Raw genomic sequence first — 16,553 nt, 5'->3', positions numbered from 1 at the left:
TCACTCAGGCCCAGCTTGCTGTGGCATAAGCCCATCCACTGTCCATTGGCAGGACGCGACCGGAGGCCAAAGCTCCGGCCTCAGCCCTGGTGCTGCTCGGTGTGGCGAGTCGAGAGGTTGAGGCTGCTCCATCGGTGCTACCTGGCGCTAGAGAGTACGCTCCTGATGCCCGTTCCTTGATTGCGGAAGCGCTGCTAGCCGGGGATGAACGATGGACTTCATTTACTGCCGCTTACTGTTCTAAACGGCAATAGGGTAACCTGGGGCACATGAGCACCGACATCGTTTTGAGTTCGCGGTGGAGTGCGCCGGAGAACCGTCGGCGGGAGGCGCTGCGGGCGGCACACGGGCAGGACGCCCAGATGCTGGGCGAGTTGCTCGAGTATTACCTGCGCCTCAAGAGCCGCAAGGCCGGGGTGGTGAGTGCGGCCACGCTGCGGGGGTACCGGCTGGCCGTGCGCGACTTCCTGGGGTTCGTCGGGCCACCCGAGGCGCCGAGGCACGCGCTGAACCAGCTTGACGCCGAGGTGATCGAACGCTACCTGATCGGGTTGCGCGGGCGCGGACTGGAGGTGGGAAGCGTACGCACCTACCTGTACGGGGTGCGGGCCCTGTTCCGGGCCCTGGTGTGGGCGGGGGCGCTGGCGCAGGACCCGGCCCAGGGCGTCAGGGCGCCCCATGAGGCGACGCCCGCCCACGCGAAAAAACGGGCCGTGGGGACCCCGCAACTGAGGCGCCTGTTCGCCCTGCCCGGCGAGCTGCACGGGGATGATGAGGTCGGGCGGCGGGACAGCGTCATTCTGACCCTTGGGGCCACGCTGGGGCTGCGGGCGAGCGAGATCGTGGGGCTCGACGTCTCCGACGTGGACCTCGGGCTGGGCGAGGTGCATGTGCGGCACGGCAAGGGCGGTCGGGCCAGGCGGGTCCCGGTCACCCGTTCGGCCGCGCAGGTGTTCGCCCACTGGTTGCGGGCGCGCGAGGCGCTGCGCGTCCGGGGCGAGCTGCGGGACGACGAACCCAGCCTGCTCGTGTCCTTCCGGCCCTCCCGCTTCGGGCGCCGCCTCAGCGTGCGGGGCCTGCGGGAAATTGTCAACGGCTACCTGGCGGTGGCTGGCCTGCCCCCGGACATGTTCGGCGTGCACACGCTCCGGCGCACGGCGGGCACGCGGCTGTACCGCGCCACCCGCGACCTGCACGTCGTGTCGGACATCCTGGGCCACGCCAATGTCACGACCAGCGCCATCTACGCCAAGATGGACCAGGACATCCGGCGCGAGGCCCTCGAGAAGGTCGAGGAGGACGAGCGGTGAGGAGGCAGGTCCCGGCTCAGGTGTCGAGGTCCTTGCGGCGGGCGGGGGTCAGGAAGCGGACGGCGCCGGGCAGGATGCGGGCGGTGAAGGGGGTGGTCTCGACGTGCAGCTCGCCGTCGTACTGGAGGGGAAAGGGGTCATCGGCCTCGACGGAGACCTGCTTGGCCTCCAGGGTTTCGAGGTTGCCGCTGAACACCGGGTCACCCAGGTTGAGCTTGACCCGGACGGAGTCGAGCAGGTTGGGCAAGAGCCGCAGGATGTTTCCGGCCTTCATCAGGACCACCGTGAATTTGCCGTCCGAGGGGCTGATGTCGCTGGTGATGGGCAGGCGGTAGTTCGCCATGCCAAAGTTGGCGACCATCACGCCGATGCCCTCAAAGGAGCGCTCGGTGCCGTCGATGACGAGCCTGAAGGTGGTCTTCTTGGGATTGATCTGCCGCATGGCGCTCAGGACGTAGGCCATCGCGCCGTACTTCTCCTTGAGTTCTTCCGAGTCGCGGATCATCGCGGCGTCGGCGCCCGCTCCCGCCAGCATGGCAAACCCGCTCTTCTCGCCCTGCACCTCCACCTCGCCGAGGTCCACCCGCACGGCGTTCCCACCCGCGACGACGGCGGCGAGCGCGGCAGGGTCGCGGGGCAGGTCGAGGTTTTGCGCGATCAGGTTCGCCGTGCCCGCCGGGTACGCGAGCACCGGCACGTCCCTGTACCGCGCGGCGTAGGCGAGCGCACTGACCGTGCCGTCACCGCCCGCCGCAACGAGGACATCGAAGTCGGTGAGGTCGGTGATGGCTTCGGCGAGGGGCGTGCCCTGGGTGAGTTCGCGGGCGGTGACCAGGGCGCCCCCCTCCCCCAGCCGGGTGATGAAGTCGGGGAGGGTGCTCTCGCCCTGGCCGCTCCTGGGGTTGAAGACAAGCAGGACCCGCTTGCCGGCCAGGGCAGCGAGAGGGGCCGAACCGGGCTCGGCACTGGGGGGGGTGGTTTGACCCGTCATTTGGGGCTCATTAGACTGCCCCCACGGAGGCCAGGCTATGGTGCGTTTCTTCTTTGCTTCTTTACTGTTCGCGGGTGCGCTGGCATCGTGCGCGCCGCGCTCCTCGGTGGCCGTGGGTGTGACGGTCACACCCGTCCTCATCAAGCTCTCCGAGCCCGCTGCACGGGGGGGCACCCTCACCGTGCAGGGCCGGTACCTCGGGGGCCCCGCCAGCGGCCGGGTCCGCTTGGGCGCCGACGCCTCAGGGCAGGGCGGCTACCTCTTCCCTGCTTCCGCTGTGCGGTCGTGGACCGACGGCGAGATCGTGCTGACCATCCCGGCAGACGCGCCAGTCGGCGGCTCGTGGCTGTTCGTGGAGGTCAGTGGAAAGCAATCGACCGGGTTGCCGTACAGCGTAAGACAGTAGAGCACCGCCAGCACAGGAGCACTGCCCCGGCCTTCGCTGGGGCAGTGCTCCTGTGTTGGCGGCTGGAAGCTGGTCGCCGGCTGCTACACTCCCGGGGTTATGGCGCTCCAACGCCCCAAAGGCACCCAGGACCACCTCCCGGAGGGTTCTCCCAAACTCAGCCTCGACGTCAAGGCCTCGGCCTTTGCATTCGTGCAGGACACGGCCCGGCGCGTGATGGAGCGGGCGGGGGCAGAATTCATCGCGACGCCCCTCTTCGAGGAGGCCGAACTCGTGCGGCGGGGGGTGGGAGGCTCGACCGATATCGTCCGCAAGGAGATGTTCACCGTGTACTACTTTGGGGATCACGGCGGATACGTCCTGCGGCCCGAGGGGACGGCGAGCATCGTGCGGGCGTACCTGCAAAACGGACTGAGGCAGCTTCCGGCGCCCCTCAAGCTCTGGACCCACGGGCCGATGTTCCGCGCCGAGAACGTGCAGAAGGGCAGGCTCCGCCAGTTCCACCAGGTCGATTACGAGGTGCTGGGATCAAAGGACCCGCTCATAGACGCGGAGTCGATCTGGCTGATGTGGGAGGTCGTGCGGGAGCTGGGACTCTCGGGCGTGCGGGTCAAGCTCGGCTCCATCGGCGACCCGGCGGACAGAGAGACGTATAACACCTACCTGCAAGAACTCCTTGCCGCACACGTGGACAGGCTCTCGGACGACAGCAAGGACCGCCTGGGCCGCAATCCGATGCGGATTCTGGATTCCAAGAGCGCGGGGGATCAGGCCCTCATCGCCGAACTCGGGGTGCGGCCGATGCTCGACTTCCTGGGCGAGGAGGCGCGGGCGCACTTCGGGGCGGTGCAGGGGTACCTCTCGGACTGGGGAGTGCCCTTCGACCTCGACCCGTCCATCGTGCGCGGGCTCGACTACTACCGCCGCACCGCCTGGGAGCTGCACCACGAGGGCGTCGGGGCGAAGTCGGCGCTGGGCGGGGGCGGGCGCTACGACGGGCTCGCGGCGCAGCTCGGGGGCGCGGAGGTGCCGGGGATCGGCTGGGCCTTTGGGATCGAGCGGCTGCTCCTCGCGCTGGAGGCGGAGGGGGTCCAGCTTCCCGCACCGGAGGGCCCCGCGCTCTTCCTGGCCGCGCTGGACGAGGAGAACGTGGGGCTGGCGGCGAGGATCGCGCTGGAGGCCCGCTCTGCCGCCCGGGTGGAGTTCGCCTACCGGGCGCTGAAGCCGGGCAATGCCTTCCGGGAGGCCGACCGCCGCCGCGCCCGGTATGCTGCCGTGATCGGCAGCGAGGAGGCCGCGGGGGGCGTGCTGAACGTCAAGAGCCTGGCGACCGGAGCGCAGCGCGCGGTGTCGGTGTCGGAATTACGGACCTTTCTTCTGGAGCAAGCATGAAACGCACCTGTTACGTCGGCGAGCTCAGCGAGGGGAATCTGGGACAGACGGTCACCTTGCAGGGGTGGGTGAGTCGGGTCAGGGATTTCCCGCAGCAGTATTTCGTCATCTTGCGGGACCGCAGCGGGATCGCCCAGCTCACCGTCGAGTCGGACAACCCCACGTATGAAACGGCGGGTGAACTGCGGAGCGAGTACGTCATCGAGGTGACCGGGCTCGTCCGCGCGCGGGGCGAGGGCCAGCGGACGGACGCCTACCCGACCGGCAGGATTGAAGTCGTTCCCTCGGACCTTCGCATCCTGAGCCGGGCGGCCACGCCTCCCTTTCCGGTGGAAGGCTCACAGGTGCCCGTCGCCGAGGACCTGCGCCTGAGGTACCGCTACCTCGACCTCCGCCGCCCGGAGATGCAGCGCCACCTGCGGCTGCGCTCGGACGCGGTGGCGGCGGTGACCCGCTTCCTGCACGCCGAGGGCTTCGTGCAGGTGGAGACGCCGATGCTGACCCGCTCGACGCCGGAGGGGGCCCGCGACTTCCTGGTGCCCTCGCGGCAGAACCCGGGCGAGTTCTACGCGCTGCCTCAATCACCGCAACTGTTCAAGCAACTGCTGATGATTTCGGGAATAGACCGGTACTACCAGCTCGCCCGCTGCTTCCGCGACGAGGACCTGCGCGCCGACCGTCAGCCCGACTTCACCCAGCTCGATATGGAGCTGAGTTTCGTCACCCAGGAGGACGTGCTGGAATTGCAGGAGCGCCTGATGGCCTCGGTCTTCCGCGACGTGCTGGGGGTGGAGCTGCCGCTCCCCTTCCCCCGCCTGTCGTACCGGGAGGCGATGGACCGCTACGGCTCGGACAAGCCGGACCTGCGCTTCGGCCTGGAGTTCGTGGACGTGACCGACCTCTTCCGGGGGGGGGAGTTCGGGGCCTTTGCGGGCGCGGGGAGCGTGAAGGTTCTGGCCGCGCCCGCACTCACCCGCAGGCAGCTCGACGAGCTGGAGCGGGTGGCGCGGCAGAACGGGGCCGGGGGGCTGGCGTGGGTGCGCCGGGAAGGGGACGGCTTCACGGGGGGGATCAGCCGCTTCGTGGGGGAGCGGGCGGGCGAGTTGCTGGCCCGGACCGGGGTGGAGCCCGGCGGCACCCTCCTCTTCGCGGCGGGCGAGTGGAAGCGGGCGGTGACGGCGCTGGGGGCGGTGCGGCTGGCGCTGGGGGAGCTGTTCGATCTGGCGGCTTCGGGGCCGCCGTTCCACGTCTCGTGGGTGCTCGACTTTCCGCAGCTTGAATGGGACGAGGAGCGCGGGAGTTGGACCTACATGCACCACCCCTTCACGGCGCCCCACCCGGAGGACCTGGACCTCTTCGGCACCGGGCGGCAGAGCGAGATCCGGGCGCAGGCGTACGACCTCGTGCTCAACGGGTACGAGGTGGGCGGGGGTTCCATTCGGATCCACGACCCGGCGGTGCAGTCGAGGATGTTCGCGGCCATCGGCCTCTCCCGGGAAGAAGCCCGCGAGAAGTTCGGGTTTTTCCTCGACGCGCTCGGGTACGGCACGCCCCCCCACGGCGGCATCGCCTGGGGTTTCGACCGCCTCGTGATGGTGATGGCCGGGGCCACGAGCATCCGCGAGGTCATCGCCTTTCCCAAGAACAACCGCGGCGCCGACCTGATGGCCCTCGCCCCCTCCCCCGTCGATCCGCGCCAGCTCGCCGAGGTGGGCGTCGAGGTCGTCCCTGGCGCGGAGTGAGCAGGGCCGGGAGGGTGCGCGGGCTCGGCAGGAGTGAAACGGTTCATGAAGGGATCGCTTGTGAAGAGCCTGACCCCTGGATGTGGCCGCGGCGGGGGGCGGGCCCGTACAATCGCGGGATGAGGCGAGGGGGCGCGGTGTCGGGGGGTGGGGGTTGACGCCGCCCGCTTTCCTGATCGACGGGCACCTCGACCTGGCGATGAATGCGGAGGCGGGGCGGGACCTGACGCTGGGCCTGGAGACGCTGCGGGGGCGGGACCCGGTGGCGGGGCAGACGGCGACGGTGACCTTCGGGGAGTTGAGGGCGGCGGGAGTGCGGGTGTGCTTCGGGACGCTCTTCGCGCGGCCGCACGGTTCGGGGAGTCCGGGGGGGTACACGGACCACGCGGGGGCCCGCGCGCAGGCCCTGGCGCAACTGGATCGGTACCGGCGCTGGGAGGACGCGGGGTGCGTGCGGCTGCTGCGGGCGGGGCGCGAGGTGGAGGACCATCTCGCCGGAGGGTCGGAGGCGCTCGGGGTGGTGTTGCTGATGGAGGGGGCCGATCCGGTGCGGGACGCGGACGACCTGGCCTTCTGGGTGGGCGCGGGGGTGCGGGTGGTGGGTCCGGCGTGGGGGCGCACGCGCTACGCGGGGGGAACGGACGCGCCGGGGCCCCTGACGGGGGCGGGGCGCGAGCTGGTGACGGCGATGCGCGAGCTGGGGGTGGCGCTCGACGCCTCGCACCTCGACGACGCGGCGTTCTGGGAGGCGGCCGAGCTGGGGCCCCGCCTGCTCGCCACCCACGCGAACAGCCGCGCTGTCGTGCCCGGCAACCGGCACCTCACGGACGAGATGGCGCGGGCGGTGGCCGCGTCCGGGGGCGTGATCGGGCTGGTGTTCCTGAGCACCTTCCTGCGGGCGGGGTGGGACCTCGGGCAGGCGCGGGTGCCGCTCTCCGAGCTGGCCGGGCACGCGCGGCACTACGCCGAGCTGGTCGGCTGGGAGCAGGTGGGGCTGGGCACCGATCTCGACGGGGGCTTCGGGCAGGAAAAGGCCCCGTTGGAGATCGAACGCTACCGGGACGTGCCGCGCTTCCTCGACCTCCTGCCGCCGGAGCACCGTGCGGGGGTGGCCGGGGAGAACTGGCGGCGCTGGCTGACGCGCTTCCTTGGGGCACGATGAGCACCCCGCCCGTGATCCCCGGCCTCGACCCGCGCCTGCACGCCTTCGACCCGGCAAGGCGGCTCGCCGAGGAGGCGCTGCGCGGGCGGCTGACGGGCGAGGGCTGGCGCTACCTCACGCCGAGGGCCGGCTGGGTGGGGCGGGCCCGGCTGAGCCTGCGGGCCCGCCCGGGGGCGGACGCCCCGCAGGTCACCGAGGCGCTGCCCGGCGAGGTGTTGGAGGTCGTCGAGGTGCGGGAAGGCGGCTGGGCGTGGGTCCGCACCCGGCACGACGGGTACCTGGGCTGGGCGCAGGTGGCGGGGCTGACCTTCACCCCGCCGCCCGGGGAGGCGCTGACCGTCGCGGCGCTGCGGGGACACGCCTTCGCGGGGCCGCGGGTGAGCCGGGCGGTGGTCGCGGAACTCTGCCTCGGGGCACGGCTGGGGCGCAGGCCGGGGGAGGTCGTGACCGAGGGGGGGCGGCGCTGGGTGCCGGTGTGGCTGCCGGACGGGGGGGAGGCCTGGGTGGGGGAGGGGGTGCTCTCCCCTGCCCCTGTGGCGGACGCGGCGGATTTCGCGCTGCGGTTGCTGGAGACGCCCTACGTCTGGGGCGGGCGCAGCGCGTGGGGGCTGGACTGCTCGGGGCTGACGCAACTGACGTACGCGGCGCTGGGCCGGGCCCTGCCGCGTGACGCCGACCAGCAGCAGGCGGCGCTGGAGGCGGTCGGGGTGCCGGAGCGGGGCGACCTCGCCTTTTTCCCGGGGCACGTGGGGGTGATGCTTGACAGTCGCCGGATGGTCCACGCGAACGCGACCCGGATGCGGGTGAGCGTGGAGACGCTTCAGGAGGGCGAGTACGGGGAGCGGCTGGCGCGGGAGGTCACGGGCTTCGGGCGGTGGGGGCCGTGAGCGTCCGCCGGGAGACGCTGGAGCTGCACACGGCGCGGCCTTTCGGGATCGCGCGCTGGACGCACTCTACGTACCCGCGCACCTTCGTGACCTTCGAATCGGGGGGGGTGACGGGCCGGGGGGAGGCGGCGCCGAACGCGTACTACGGCGAGACGGTCGCGACGGTGGCGGCGGTGCTGCCGCTGCTGGCCGGCGCACTGACGGACGGCTGGGACTGGGACGGGCTGCAAGAAAGGCTGGGCGCGCGGATGCCGGGAGGGCACCCCAGCGTGAAGTGTGCGCTGGAGACGGCGGCCGTGGAGTGGGCGGCGTCTTCGGCGGGGGTGCCGGTGTGGCGGCGGCTGGGGCTCTCGCCCGCGCCGATTCTGGAAAGCAGCTTCACGGTGGGCCTCGGCCCGCTGGAGGACATGCGCCGGGAGGCCCGCGAGGCGGTAGCGCGCGGGCACGGTGTCCTGAAGGTGAAGCTGGGGACGAACGAGGACGAGGCGATCTTGGAGGCGCTGCGGGAGGAGGCGCCCGGGGTGGCCCTGCGGGTGGACGCGAACGCGGCGTGGACCCGGCCCCAGGTGCGACGGATGCTGGGGGTGCTGGACGCCGCGCGGGTGGAGCTGCTTGAGCAGCCCCTGGCGGCGGGGGACCTGGAGGGGCACGCGGAGTTGCGGCGCCTGAGCTCCCTTCCCCTCGCGGCGGACGAGAGCTTGCACCGCGTCCCCGACGTGCCCCGGCTGGCGGGGGCCTTTGACGGGGTGAACCTCAAGCTCGCCAAGCTGGGGGGGGCCGCTGCGGGCGCTGGAGGCCGTGCGGCTGGCCCGGGCGCGATGATGGGCTGCATGATCGAGAGCAGCCGCGGGATCGCGGCGGCGCATCTGGCTGGCCTGTGCGACGGGGCGGACCTCGACGGGGCGCTGCTGCTGGGGGACGATCCCTTCACGGGGCTGGAATGGCAGGCGGGGCGACTGGCACGGCCCACGGGCGTCGGCTGGGGGGTGGAGTGGCGGTGAGCGTGACCTTCGCCGTCCTGGGCTGCGGCAACCGCGGCGCGGACGTGTATGCCCGGCACCTGGCGGCGCAGGGGGCGCGGGTGACCCACCTCGTCGACCCCCGGCCGGCCCGGCTCGTGGAGGTCGCCGCGCGGCACGGGCTGGGGCCGGAGGCGTGTTTTCAGAGTGTGGAGGCTTTCTTCGCCCTCGGCCGGGTGGCGGATGCCGTCGTGATCGCCACGCCGGACGACGCGCACGTGGGGCCGTGTCTGCGCGCCCTCGCCCTCGGGTACGACGTGCTGCTCGAAAAGCCGGTGTGCCTGGAGGAGCGTGACCTGGACGTGCTCCTCGCGGCGGAGGCGGCCTCGCGGGGCCGGGTCACCGTCTGCCACGTGTTGCGGGCGACTCCCTTTTTCCGGGGGGTCCGGGCGGTGCTCGACTCGGGACGGCTGGGGCGGCTGGTGGGGATCACGCACGCGGAGAATGTGGCGTACTGGCACTACGCGCACTCGTACGTGCGGGGGAACTGGCGCGCCAGCCCACCCGCCGCGCCCTTCGTGCTCGCCAAGGCGTGCCACGACCTCGACCTGCTGCGGTGGTTCGCGGGGGCCCCGCCCGTGCGGGTGAGCAGCGAGGGGGCCCTCGTCCACTTTCGCCCGGAGGAGGCGCCGCCGGGGGCCCAGGGCCGCTGCGTGACCTGCCCGGTGGTGGACTGCCCCTACGACGCGCGGGTGATCTACGGGACGAGGGATCCGGCCCGCTGGCCCGTCACCGTGCTGACGGCGGGGGGCGTGTCGCTCTCCGAGGCGCTGTCGGCGGGTCCCTACGGGCGCTGCGTGTATCACGCGGACAACGACGTGGTGAGCCACCAGACGGTGACCGCCGTGTTCGGAAACGGGGTGACCGCGGGGCTGACGGTGAGTGCCTTTACCCACAACAACACCCGGACGCTGCGGCTGCTGGGCACCCACGGCGAGCTGCGGGCGCAGATGGAGCGCGGCGAGATCGAGGTCCACAGCTTCCGCACGGGCGAGGTGGAGCGGATCACGGTGGACGTGGGCGGCAACCACGGGGGCGGCGACACGGCGCTGGTCGCGGGGTGGCTGGCGTCCCTGCGCGGGGAGGCGGGGGTGCCCACGCCACTCGCGGAGTCGCTCGACTCGCACCGGCTGGCCTTTGCGGCGGAGCGGGCGCGGCTGGGAGGGACGGTGGAGGGGGTGGGGACGTGACTGGAAACGTCGGTGGGTTGAACGGGCCGGGCGGCTTGCGGTGGGGGCCGGGCGAGAGGGGTCGGCGGAGTCTTGAGATAAGCCTAAAGATGAGCCTAAATTCGTATTAATTTATTTCGGGGAGCGTCTTCTCCATCCCATTCAGGTGGGCCGCGTCGGCCAGGCGCACGGGGTGCCAGTCCTCTCCCCCTCGTTCGAGTTCGGTGAGGGCGGCGTTGGGGTGGGCGAAGCGGGGCTGGGCCCAGGCGTCGGCGATGGGAAGGCCGAGGAGGCTGGCGAGAACGGCGGTCAGCGCCCCGCCGTGGGAGACGACGATGGGGGTCTCGCCTGGGGGTAAGCGGTTCAGGGCGCGGCGGAAGCGCTCACCGACCTCCTCCAGGCTCTCGCCGCCGGGGAAGCCCAGGGTGCCGTCCTCCCTTCGCAGGGTGTGGGCGTGGGTGCGGAGGTCGGCGTAGGGGCGGCCCACCCACTCGCCGGGGTCGATCTCGTGGACGCCTTCGAGGACGGTGACGGGGACGCCGAGGGCGTCGGCGATAGGCTGGGCGGTCTGGCGGGCGCGGCGGTAGGGGCTGGCGTAGACGCGCGGGGTGGGCAGGTGCAGGGCGGCGAGGTGGGCGGCGACGAGGCGGGCCTGGGTCTCCCCCAGCGGGTCGAGGGGGTCATCTGCGCCGGTGGGACCCCGCAGGATGCAGGAGACGTTCGCGGCGGTCCGGGCGTGGCGGACGAGGAAGAGACGGGCGGGGGGCATGGGGGCAGGCTAGCGCGGTGAGCGAACATCCGGTGCCGGAGGGCGTTGCGGCCTATCCTGGGGCGTGCATTTTGACGATCTGCCCGTGTTGCCCACTTCCCCTGGCGTGTACATCTTCCGCAAGGGGGGCACGCCGATCTATATCGGCAAGGCGGTGAACCTCCGGTCACGGGTGGGGCAGCATTTCAAGGCGGGGGGCAAGAGCGGGAAGTTCACGGCGCTCGCCGACGCGCTGGAGTTCATCACCGCGCGCAACGAGGTCGAGGCCCTGGTGCTGGAGGCCAACCTGATCAAGCAGCACCGCCCGCACTACAACGTGCTGCTCAAGGACGACAAGCACTATCCCTTCCTCAAGCTCACGAACGAGGAGTTCCCGATGCTGGTCGTCACCCGGCGGGTTCAAGGTGACGGGGCGAGCTACTACGGCCCCTACCCCGACGCCTCGGCGGTGCGGCGGGTCAAGCACCTGATCGACACGATGTTCCCGCTGCGCAAGAACTCGGGGCTGCCCCTCCAGAAAAAGCCCCGCCCCTGCCTGAACTACCACATGGGCCGCTGCCTGGGGCCGTGCATCGACGCCGCCGACCCCGGGGCGTACCGCCGGGTGGTGGAGGACGTGCGGGGGCTGCTGGAGGGCCGGGCCGCGCACGTCGTCGCCCGGCTGAAGGAGGACATGAGGGTCGCCGCGCGGGGGCAGGACTTCGAGCAGGCGGCCCGGGTGCGCGACCGGGTGGGGGCGGTGGAGAAGCTCTTCGGGACCGAGCAGCACGCCTACGTCAGCGGGGAGACGGACCTCGACTTCCTGGGGGTGGCGCAGGCGGGCGAGTACGCGATGGTGCAGCTCTTCCGGATGCGGGGGGGCCGGGTGGTGGGCCGCGACAAGCGCTTCCTGACGGACGCGGAGGGGGGCGGGGACGCGGGCGAGATCATCGAGGCCTTCGTGGGGGACTACTACACCCAGGCGACCCACGTGCCGCCGCTGATCCTGCTCCCCGCCGAGTTCGAGGACGCCCCGGTGTGGAGTGAGTTCCTCAGCGAGCGGGCCGGGCACCGGGTGGAGATGCGCACGCCCAAGCGCGGGGACAAGGCCGACCTCGTGGAGATGGCGCAGCGCAACGCCTCGGTGGGGCTGGAGTCCGAACTCGCGCTGCTCGAGCGTCGGGGCGACCACCCGGGGCTCGACGCGCTGCGCGAGGTGCTCTCGCTCCCCGAGCGGCCCTGGCGGATCGAGGGGTATGACAACTCGAACCTCTTCGGGACGAACATCGTCTCGGGGATGGTGGTGTTCGAGGGGGGACGGGCGCGGCGCGGGGAGCACCGCCGCTTCAAGGTCAGGGGGCTCGACCACCCCGACGACTACACGGCGATGCGGCAGACGATCTTTCGGCGGTTCACCGGGAGTCTGAGCGACAAGCTGCCGCTGCCCGACCTGATCCTGATCGACGGCGGGCGGGGGCAGGTGAACGCGGCGCTCGACGCGCTGCGGGAGGCGGGGGTGCGGGTGCCGGTGGTGGGGCTCGCCAAGCGCGAGGAGCGGATCATCCTGCCGGGTCGGTTCGGGGCGCAGTGGTGGCTGGAGTCGGGGACCGAGGTGGGGGTGGAGCGGGACCTGCTCCTGCCGCACACCCACCCGGCGCTGCGGGTGCTCATCGGGGTGCGCGACGAGGTGCACCACTATGCGGTGAGCTATCACCGCAAGCTGCGCGGGGAGGGGATGCTGCGCAGCGTGTTCGACGACCTGCCGGGGATCGGGCAAAAGCGCAAGGACGCGCTGCTGGAGCACTTCACGAGTCTGGAAGACCTCGCCTCGGCGCCGGTGGAGCAGATCGCGGGGGTGCCGGGGATGAATCTCCGGGCGGCGCAGAGTGTAAAGGACTTCCTGGCGCGGCGGGCGGAGAATTCCACGCCGGTCTAGGCCACACGTGCGGCGCCCCCTCAGGGTCAGAGGGGGCGCGGCTTCGTGGGGGGGAGGGTCATGCGGGGCGGGCGCGCAGGTGCAGCCGGGTGAGGAGGTCTTGGAGGCGGGGGCGGCTCTGCGGCGCGGGGCGGGCTTCGCGGGCCTGGCGGTCGCGGCGGGCCTGGGCGTGAAGGGCCTGGAGATGGTCGCGGTGGAGGGCGAGTTGCAGGTCGGGATTCATCTGGGGGCTTTCCTTTCGGCCGTGGGGGCTGGCTTCCCGGCTGTGCTCATGGTGCGCCGTCTCCCCTCCTGCGGGCATCGGCGGGGTGGCGCAGGGGGGGATGGGCGAAATGGCGGAGGGGCGCCGGGCGCCTGCCTGAACGTTTTCCATGCGGGGCTTTGGGTCCACGCGACCTAGAGTGGCGGGGTGCGCCAACGTCTTCCGGCCCTGCTCGCCCGGCACTGGCGGCAGCTCGCGCTGCTTTTCGTGGGGGTGCTGCTGCCGCTGTGGCTGTTCGCCGATCTGGTGGACGACCTCTTCCGGGAGGGGGGCTTTGCCTGGGACCGGACGGTGCTGGCGTGGTACGCCGCGCGCCGGACCCCGGCGCTGACGGGGGTGGCGTACGCGCTGGCGTGGCTGGGCGGGGTGTGGGGGCTGCCGGTGCTCGTGGCGGTGGTGTTCGGCTTCCTGCTGCGGGCGGGGGCGCGGGCGCAGGCCTTTTTCCTGATCTACGCGGTGGCGGGGGCGGTGGCCCTCAACGGGCTGGCCAAGGGGCTGTTTCAGCGGCCGCGGCCGACCGGCTTGGGGGCGCTGGTGCAGGAACCGGGCTTTTCGTTTCCCAGCGGGCACGCGATGAGCAACATGGCCTTTGGCTTCGCGCTGGTGCTGATCTTCCGGTACTCGCGGGTCGCGTGGCCGCTGGCGGTGCTCGGCGGGCTGTGGGGGGTGGCGGTGGGGGCCAGCCGCAACTACCTGGGGGTGCATTACCCATCGGACGTCATCGCGGGCTTCGCGGCGTCGGTCGCGTGGGTCACGGGGCTCTACCTGATCCTGGTGCGGCGCTGGCCGGTGCTGCGCCGCGCCCCGGAGGAGAGCGCGCCCGCGCGCGGGGAGTGAGGCAGGAGCCTGCTGCGGCTCTCAGTCGGCGGCGGTCGCCCGCTCCCCGAGGGCAAAGGCGGCGTGGACGGCGCGGGTGGCGCTCTCGACCTGGGGTTCCTCGATGGCGACGCTGATGTTGAGCTCCGAGGAGCCCTGGCTGATCATCAGGATGTTGATGTCGTGTTGCGCCAGCGCCCCGAAGAGCCGCGCGGCGACGCCCTTCTGGCCGCGCATCCCGGCGCCGACGATGGCGAGGACGGCCACGCCGCCTTTGTCCTCGACCTGGAGTTCGCCGGTGACCGAGCCCCGCAGGGCCGCCAGGGTGCGCCTGGCGTCCACCCCCTGCACGGCGAGGGAGACGTTGCTCATCGAACTCGACTGGGAGACCATCAGCAGGGTGATGTTCTCGCGGGCGATGGCGCTAAAGAGGCTGGCGACGACCTCGGGCACGCCGAGGGCCCCCGCGCCCGACACGTTGATCAGGCTGACCCCGCGAATGGCGGTGACCGCCTTGACGGGGTGGCCGGGCTCGTTGTGGGACTCTTCTTGCACCAGGGTGCCGGGGAAGCCGGGGTCGGCGGCGCTCTTGACCCGCAGGGGGATGCCGCTTTCCCGCAGGGGCGTCACGGCGAGGGGATGCAAGACCTTGGCGCCGAAGTAGGCGAGTTCCATCACCTCGCCGTAGCTCAGGACCTCGATGTTGCGGGCCTCCCGCACGACGCGGGGGTCGGCGCTCATCACGCCGTCCACGTCCTTCCAGGCCCACACCTCGTCGGCGCCGAGGGCCTTGCCGATGATGGTGGCGGAGAAGTCGGTGCCGCCCCGGCCCAGGGTGGTGATCGCGCCGCTCTCGGTCTCGCCCATGAAGCCCGCCACAACCGGGGTCACCCCCGCGCCGAGCAGGCCTCCCAGGCGGTCGTGGATGCGCTCGTAGCTGCCGGGCAGGGGCCGGGCGTTGCCGAAGTGGCTGTCGGTGACGATGCCCGCCTGGCCGCCGCTGAGGTGGTGGGCGCGCACGCCCTGGCCCTCCAGCGCGACTTGCATCAGGGGCGCGCTGAGCCGCTCGCCGAAGGCGACGATCAGGTCGCGGGAGCGGGCGGTGAGTTCGCGCAGGAGGTAGACGCCGTAGACGGCCTGCCGCAGGGTCTCGTGCAGCTCGCGGATTTCGCGCACGGTCTCACGGTCGGGGGCGGCGCCGAGGTCCTGGGCGGCCGCGAAGTGGCGGGTGCGCAGGGCGGCGATCTCGTCGTTGGCGGCGGCGATGTCGCCCTTCTCGGCGGCGTCGGCGAGGCGCAGGAGTTGGTTGGTCACGCCCGCCATCGCGGAGACGACGACCACCACCCTCACCCCCTCGCGGATGGACCGGGCCGCCAAGCTGGCGCTGTGGCGGACCGCGCCCGCGTCCTGCATGTTGGTGCCGCCGAACTTCATCACGAGGAGCGAGTGCGCCATGCCGGGCATGATAAGGCCCGCCTCACGCGGGGCGCGGGCGGGCGTCTGGGCAGGCGGAGGAGCTCAGCGGGAGGGTGGCGCGGTCGTGCCCAGGGCCGCCGTCACCGCGAGGACCCCCAGGAGCAGCCCGGCCTCCAGGGCGAGGGCCGCGCGGGGAGGTCCCCGGCCGGCGAAGGCGCCCCGGACGAGCCCGGCGGCGAGGAGAGCAGCGGCGAAGACGGCGAGCTTGAGCAGCAGGGTGCGCCCGTAGCCGCTCTCCGGGAGGCCCGGGGGGGGTCCGGCGTGGGTGAGGGTGAGGGCCGCGCCGCTGAGGGCGAGCAGGCCCACGCAGGCCAGGGCCACGGGCGTGAAGCGCCGGGCCAGGGCGGCGGTGGGGGCCGGGTGGGTGAGGAGGGCGAACACGCCGCCCAGCCACACGCTCATCGCGCCCGCGTGCAGGGCGGTGAGCAGCCGGACGCCGGGGCCGTGGGTGGCGCCGTGCCCGGTCCCCGCCAGCCCCCACAGCAGCGCGGCGGCGGGCAGGAGGAGCGGCGCGGGCCAGGCAAGCCGCTCGGCGGCGAGGAGCAGGGCCCCGCCGACCACCCCGGTCAGGGCGGCGCGACCGGGCGCGGTGCCCGTGAGGTAGGCGAGGGCGTCCCCGGTCAGGAACCCCAGGCCCGCGAGGGTCCAGCCGACCTCCAGCGCGGCCCCCAGGCCGAGCAGGGCGAGGCCGAGGGCGGGCCAGCGGCGGCGCGGGTGCCCCGGGGTGAGCGAGTGGCGGGCGAGGACGCCCCCGAGGAGGAGCAGCGTGCCCAGGAACCCCAGCAGGGCGGCGGCGGCGAGGGGGGGAATCAAGCCCGCCTCACCGGACGTGAAAGACCGAGTGACCGCTGACGGGGTGGCCGTCCTCCGAGAGAAGGCGCCACGCGATCAGGTAGGCGCCGGGTTTCAGGCCGGGGCGCAGTGGGAGGGTCACCCGGGCCGCCATCCCGTTCAGGGCGGGAGCGGTGTCGGCCCGGGAGGGGGCGTCGTCCCGGCGGGTGAGGGCGGCGGCGGCCGTCTGGGTAGGGTCTGCCCCGGTGGGCAGGGGCACGACCTTGAGGGTCGAGAACCTGAGATGGATGGGTTCGCTAAAGGTCAGCGTGACCGTCTTCGGCGCCGCCACCCGGGCGTTCGCGGCGGGCGTGACCGAGGTGACCTCGGTGTGGGCGAGGGCCGAGCCCAGGGTCAGGGCGGCGAACAGGGGGAGCAGGAAACGCATGGGGTCCTTTCGGTGGGG

16 protein-coding genes are annotated in these 16,553 nt (G+C 72.3%); 10 read left to right on the top strand and 6 right to left on the bottom strand.

Annotated features, from left to right (window positions below; genetic code table 11):
- Positions 1–269: 269 nt before the first annotated feature.
- Positions 270–1,310 (top strand): tyrosine-type recombinase/integrase, encoded by a 1,041-nt coding sequence (locus tag IC605_RS00760; RefSeq protein WP_216317691.1) that lies wholly within the window; start codon positions 270–272, stop codon positions 1,308–1,310.
- Positions 1,311–1,326: 16 nt separating this feature from the next.
- Here the strand turns inward: IC605_RS00760 and IC605_RS00755 are convergent, their stop codons facing one another.
- Positions 1,327–2,301, bottom strand: a complete 975-nt coding sequence (locus tag IC605_RS00755) for a diacylglycerol/lipid kinase family protein (RefSeq protein WP_216317689.1) — start codon at positions 2,299–2,301, stop codon at positions 1,327–1,329.
- 37 nt (positions 2,302–2,338) lie between these two features.
- On the opposite strand from IC605_RS00755, the gene IC605_RS00750 reads away from it, so the two are divergent.
- The 7 genes from IC605_RS00750 to IC605_RS00720 all read left to right on the top strand — a co-directional run bounded on the left by IC605_RS00750 (position 2,339) and on the right by IC605_RS00720 (position 10,099).
- Positions 2,339–2,707 carry an IPT/TIG domain-containing protein gene (locus tag IC605_RS00750; protein WP_216317688.1) on the top strand — a complete coding sequence of 123 codons (369 nt, stop codon included), beginning with the start codon at positions 2,339–2,341 and terminating at the stop codon, positions 2,705–2,707.
- 99 nt (positions 2,708–2,806) lie between these two features.
- Positions 2,807–4,099 carry a histidine--tRNA ligase gene (gene hisS, locus IC605_RS00745; protein WP_216317687.1) on the top strand — a complete coding sequence of 431 codons (1,293 nt, stop codon included), beginning with the start codon at positions 2,807–2,809 and terminating at the stop codon, positions 4,097–4,099.
- Positions 4,096–5,841, top strand: a complete 1,746-nt coding sequence (gene aspS / locus IC605_RS00740; RefSeq protein ID WP_216317686.1) for an aspartate--tRNA ligase — start codon at positions 4,096–4,098, stop codon at positions 5,839–5,841. Before hisS ends, aspS begins: the two co-directional genes overlap by 4 nt.
- A 199-nt stretch (positions 5,842–6,040) precedes the next feature.
- Positions 6,041–7,003, top strand: a complete 963-nt coding sequence (locus IC605_RS00735; protein WP_425514208.1) for a dipeptidase — start codon at positions 6,041–6,043, stop codon at positions 7,001–7,003.
- Complete coding sequence (locus IC605_RS00730; protein ID WP_216317684.1) at positions 7,000–7,890, top strand: C40 family peptidase; 891 nt, start codon at positions 7,000–7,002, stop codon at positions 7,888–7,890. The genes IC605_RS00735 and IC605_RS00730 overlap by 4 nt, the downstream gene beginning before the upstream one ends.
- Positions 7,887–8,891: a dipeptide epimerase gene (locus tag IC605_RS00725; RefSeq protein ID WP_343216455.1), complete on the top strand. Its 1,005-nt coding sequence runs from the start codon at positions 7,887–7,889 to the stop codon at positions 8,889–8,891. The genes IC605_RS00730 and IC605_RS00725 overlap by 4 nt, the downstream gene beginning before the upstream one ends.
- The gene (locus IC605_RS00720; RefSeq protein WP_343216454.1) at positions 8,888–10,099 is read left to right on the top strand and encodes a Gfo/Idh/MocA family protein; all 1,212 of its coding nucleotides are present in this window, start codon (positions 8,888–8,890) and stop codon (positions 10,097–10,099) included. Before IC605_RS00725 ends, IC605_RS00720 begins: the two co-directional genes overlap by 4 nt.
- A 106-nt stretch (positions 10,100–10,205) precedes the next feature.
- Here the strand turns inward: IC605_RS00720 and IC605_RS00715 are convergent, their stop codons facing one another.
- Complete coding sequence (locus tag IC605_RS00715; RefSeq protein WP_216317680.1) at positions 10,206–10,847, bottom strand: histidine phosphatase family protein; 642 nt, start codon at positions 10,845–10,847, stop codon at positions 10,206–10,208.
- Between the two features lie 64 nt (positions 10,848–10,911).
- On the opposite strand from IC605_RS00715, the gene uvrC reads away from it, so the two are divergent.
- Positions 10,912–12,762: an excinuclease ABC subunit UvrC gene (uvrC, locus tag IC605_RS00710; protein ID WP_216317678.1), complete on the top strand. Its 1,851-nt coding sequence runs from the start codon at positions 10,912–10,914 to the stop codon at positions 12,760–12,762.
- Between the two features lie 58 nt (positions 12,763–12,820).
- On the opposite strand, the gene IC605_RS00705 is transcribed toward uvrC, so the two are convergent.
- Positions 12,821–12,985: a hypothetical protein gene (locus tag IC605_RS00705; protein WP_216317676.1), complete on the bottom strand. Its 165-nt coding sequence runs from the start codon at positions 12,983–12,985 to the stop codon at positions 12,821–12,823.
- Positions 12,986–13,171: 186 nt separating this feature from the next.
- On the opposite strand from IC605_RS00705, the gene IC605_RS00700 reads away from it, so the two are divergent.
- A complete protein-coding gene (locus tag IC605_RS00700) occupies positions 13,172–13,861 on the top strand; it encodes a phosphatase PAP2 family protein (protein ID WP_216317674.1) in 690 nt (229 codons plus the stop codon).
- A 21-nt stretch (positions 13,862–13,882) separates the two neighbouring features.
- Here the strand turns inward: IC605_RS00700 and IC605_RS00695 are convergent, their stop codons facing one another.
- The 3 genes from IC605_RS00695 to IC605_RS00685 all read right to left on the bottom strand — a co-directional run bounded on the left by IC605_RS00695 (position 13,883) and on the right by IC605_RS00685 (position 16,535).
- Positions 13,883–15,295 carry an aspartate kinase gene (locus IC605_RS00695; RefSeq protein ID WP_216317672.1) on the bottom strand — a complete coding sequence of 471 codons (1,413 nt, stop codon included), beginning with the start codon at positions 15,293–15,295 and terminating at the stop codon, positions 13,883–13,885.
- Between the two features lie 63 nt (positions 15,296–15,358).
- On the bottom strand, positions 15,359–16,129 hold the full coding sequence (locus IC605_RS24975) for a CopD family protein (RefSeq protein WP_281416179.1): 771 nt from the start codon (positions 16,127–16,129) through the stop codon (positions 15,359–15,361).
- A 7-nt stretch (positions 16,130–16,136) separates the two neighbouring features.
- Positions 16,137–16,535 carry a copper resistance CopC family protein gene (locus IC605_RS00685; protein ID WP_216317670.1) on the bottom strand — a complete coding sequence of 133 codons (399 nt, stop codon included), beginning with the start codon at positions 16,533–16,535 and terminating at the stop codon, positions 16,137–16,139.
- Positions 16,536–16,553: the final 18 nt, after the last annotated feature.

It is taken from the genome of Deinococcus aestuarii (genome assembly GCF_018863415.1).
GTDB classification, from domain to species: domain Bacteria; phylum Deinococcota; class Deinococci; order Deinococcales; family Deinococcaceae; genus Deinococcus; species Deinococcus aestuarii.
Note: the sequence above shows the minus strand (reverse complement) of the source record. Positions and strands in the feature narration are given on the sequence as shown.

What these genes read in the sequence shown, in the direction of transcription:
- IC605_RS00730 (WP_216317684.1), top strand. Translation starts at nt 7,000, where the DNA reads ATGAGCACCCCGCCCGTGATCCCCGGCCTCGACCCGCGCCTGCACGCC.
- IC605_RS00705 (WP_216317676.1), bottom strand. Translation starts at nt 12,985, where the DNA reads ATGAATCCCGACCTGCAACTCGCCCTCCACCGCGACCATCTCCAGGCC.
- aspS (WP_216317686.1), top strand. Translation starts at nt 4,096, where the DNA reads ATGAAACGCACCTGTTACGTCGGCGAGCTCAGCGAGGGGAATCTGGGA.
- IC605_RS00715 (WP_216317680.1), bottom strand. Translation starts at nt 10,847, where the DNA reads ATGCCCCCCGCCCGTCTCTTCCTCGTCCGCCACGCCCGGACCGCCGCG.
- IC605_RS00755 (WP_216317689.1), bottom strand. Translation starts at nt 2,301, where the DNA reads ATGACGGGTCAAACCACCCCCCCCAGTGCCGAGCCCGGTTCGGCCCCT.
- IC605_RS00695 (WP_216317672.1), bottom strand. Translation starts at nt 15,295, where the DNA reads ATGGCGCACTCGCTCCTCGTGATGAAGTTCGGCGGCACCAACATGCAG.
- IC605_RS00685 (WP_216317670.1), bottom strand. Translation starts at nt 16,535, where the DNA reads ATGCGTTTCCTGCTCCCCCTGTTCGCCGCCCTGACCCTGGGCTCGGCC.
- IC605_RS00760 (WP_216317691.1), top strand. Translation starts at nt 270, where the DNA reads ATGAGCACCGACATCGTTTTGAGTTCGCGGTGGAGTGCGCCGGAGAAC.
- IC605_RS00735 (WP_425514208.1), top strand. Translation starts at nt 6,041, where the DNA reads ATGAATGCGGAGGCGGGGCGGGACCTGACGCTGGGCCTGGAGACGCTG.
- hisS (WP_216317687.1), top strand. Translation starts at nt 2,807, where the DNA reads ATGGCGCTCCAACGCCCCAAAGGCACCCAGGACCACCTCCCGGAGGGT.
- IC605_RS00750 (WP_216317688.1), top strand. Translation starts at nt 2,339, where the DNA reads ATGGTGCGTTTCTTCTTTGCTTCTTTACTGTTCGCGGGTGCGCTGGCA.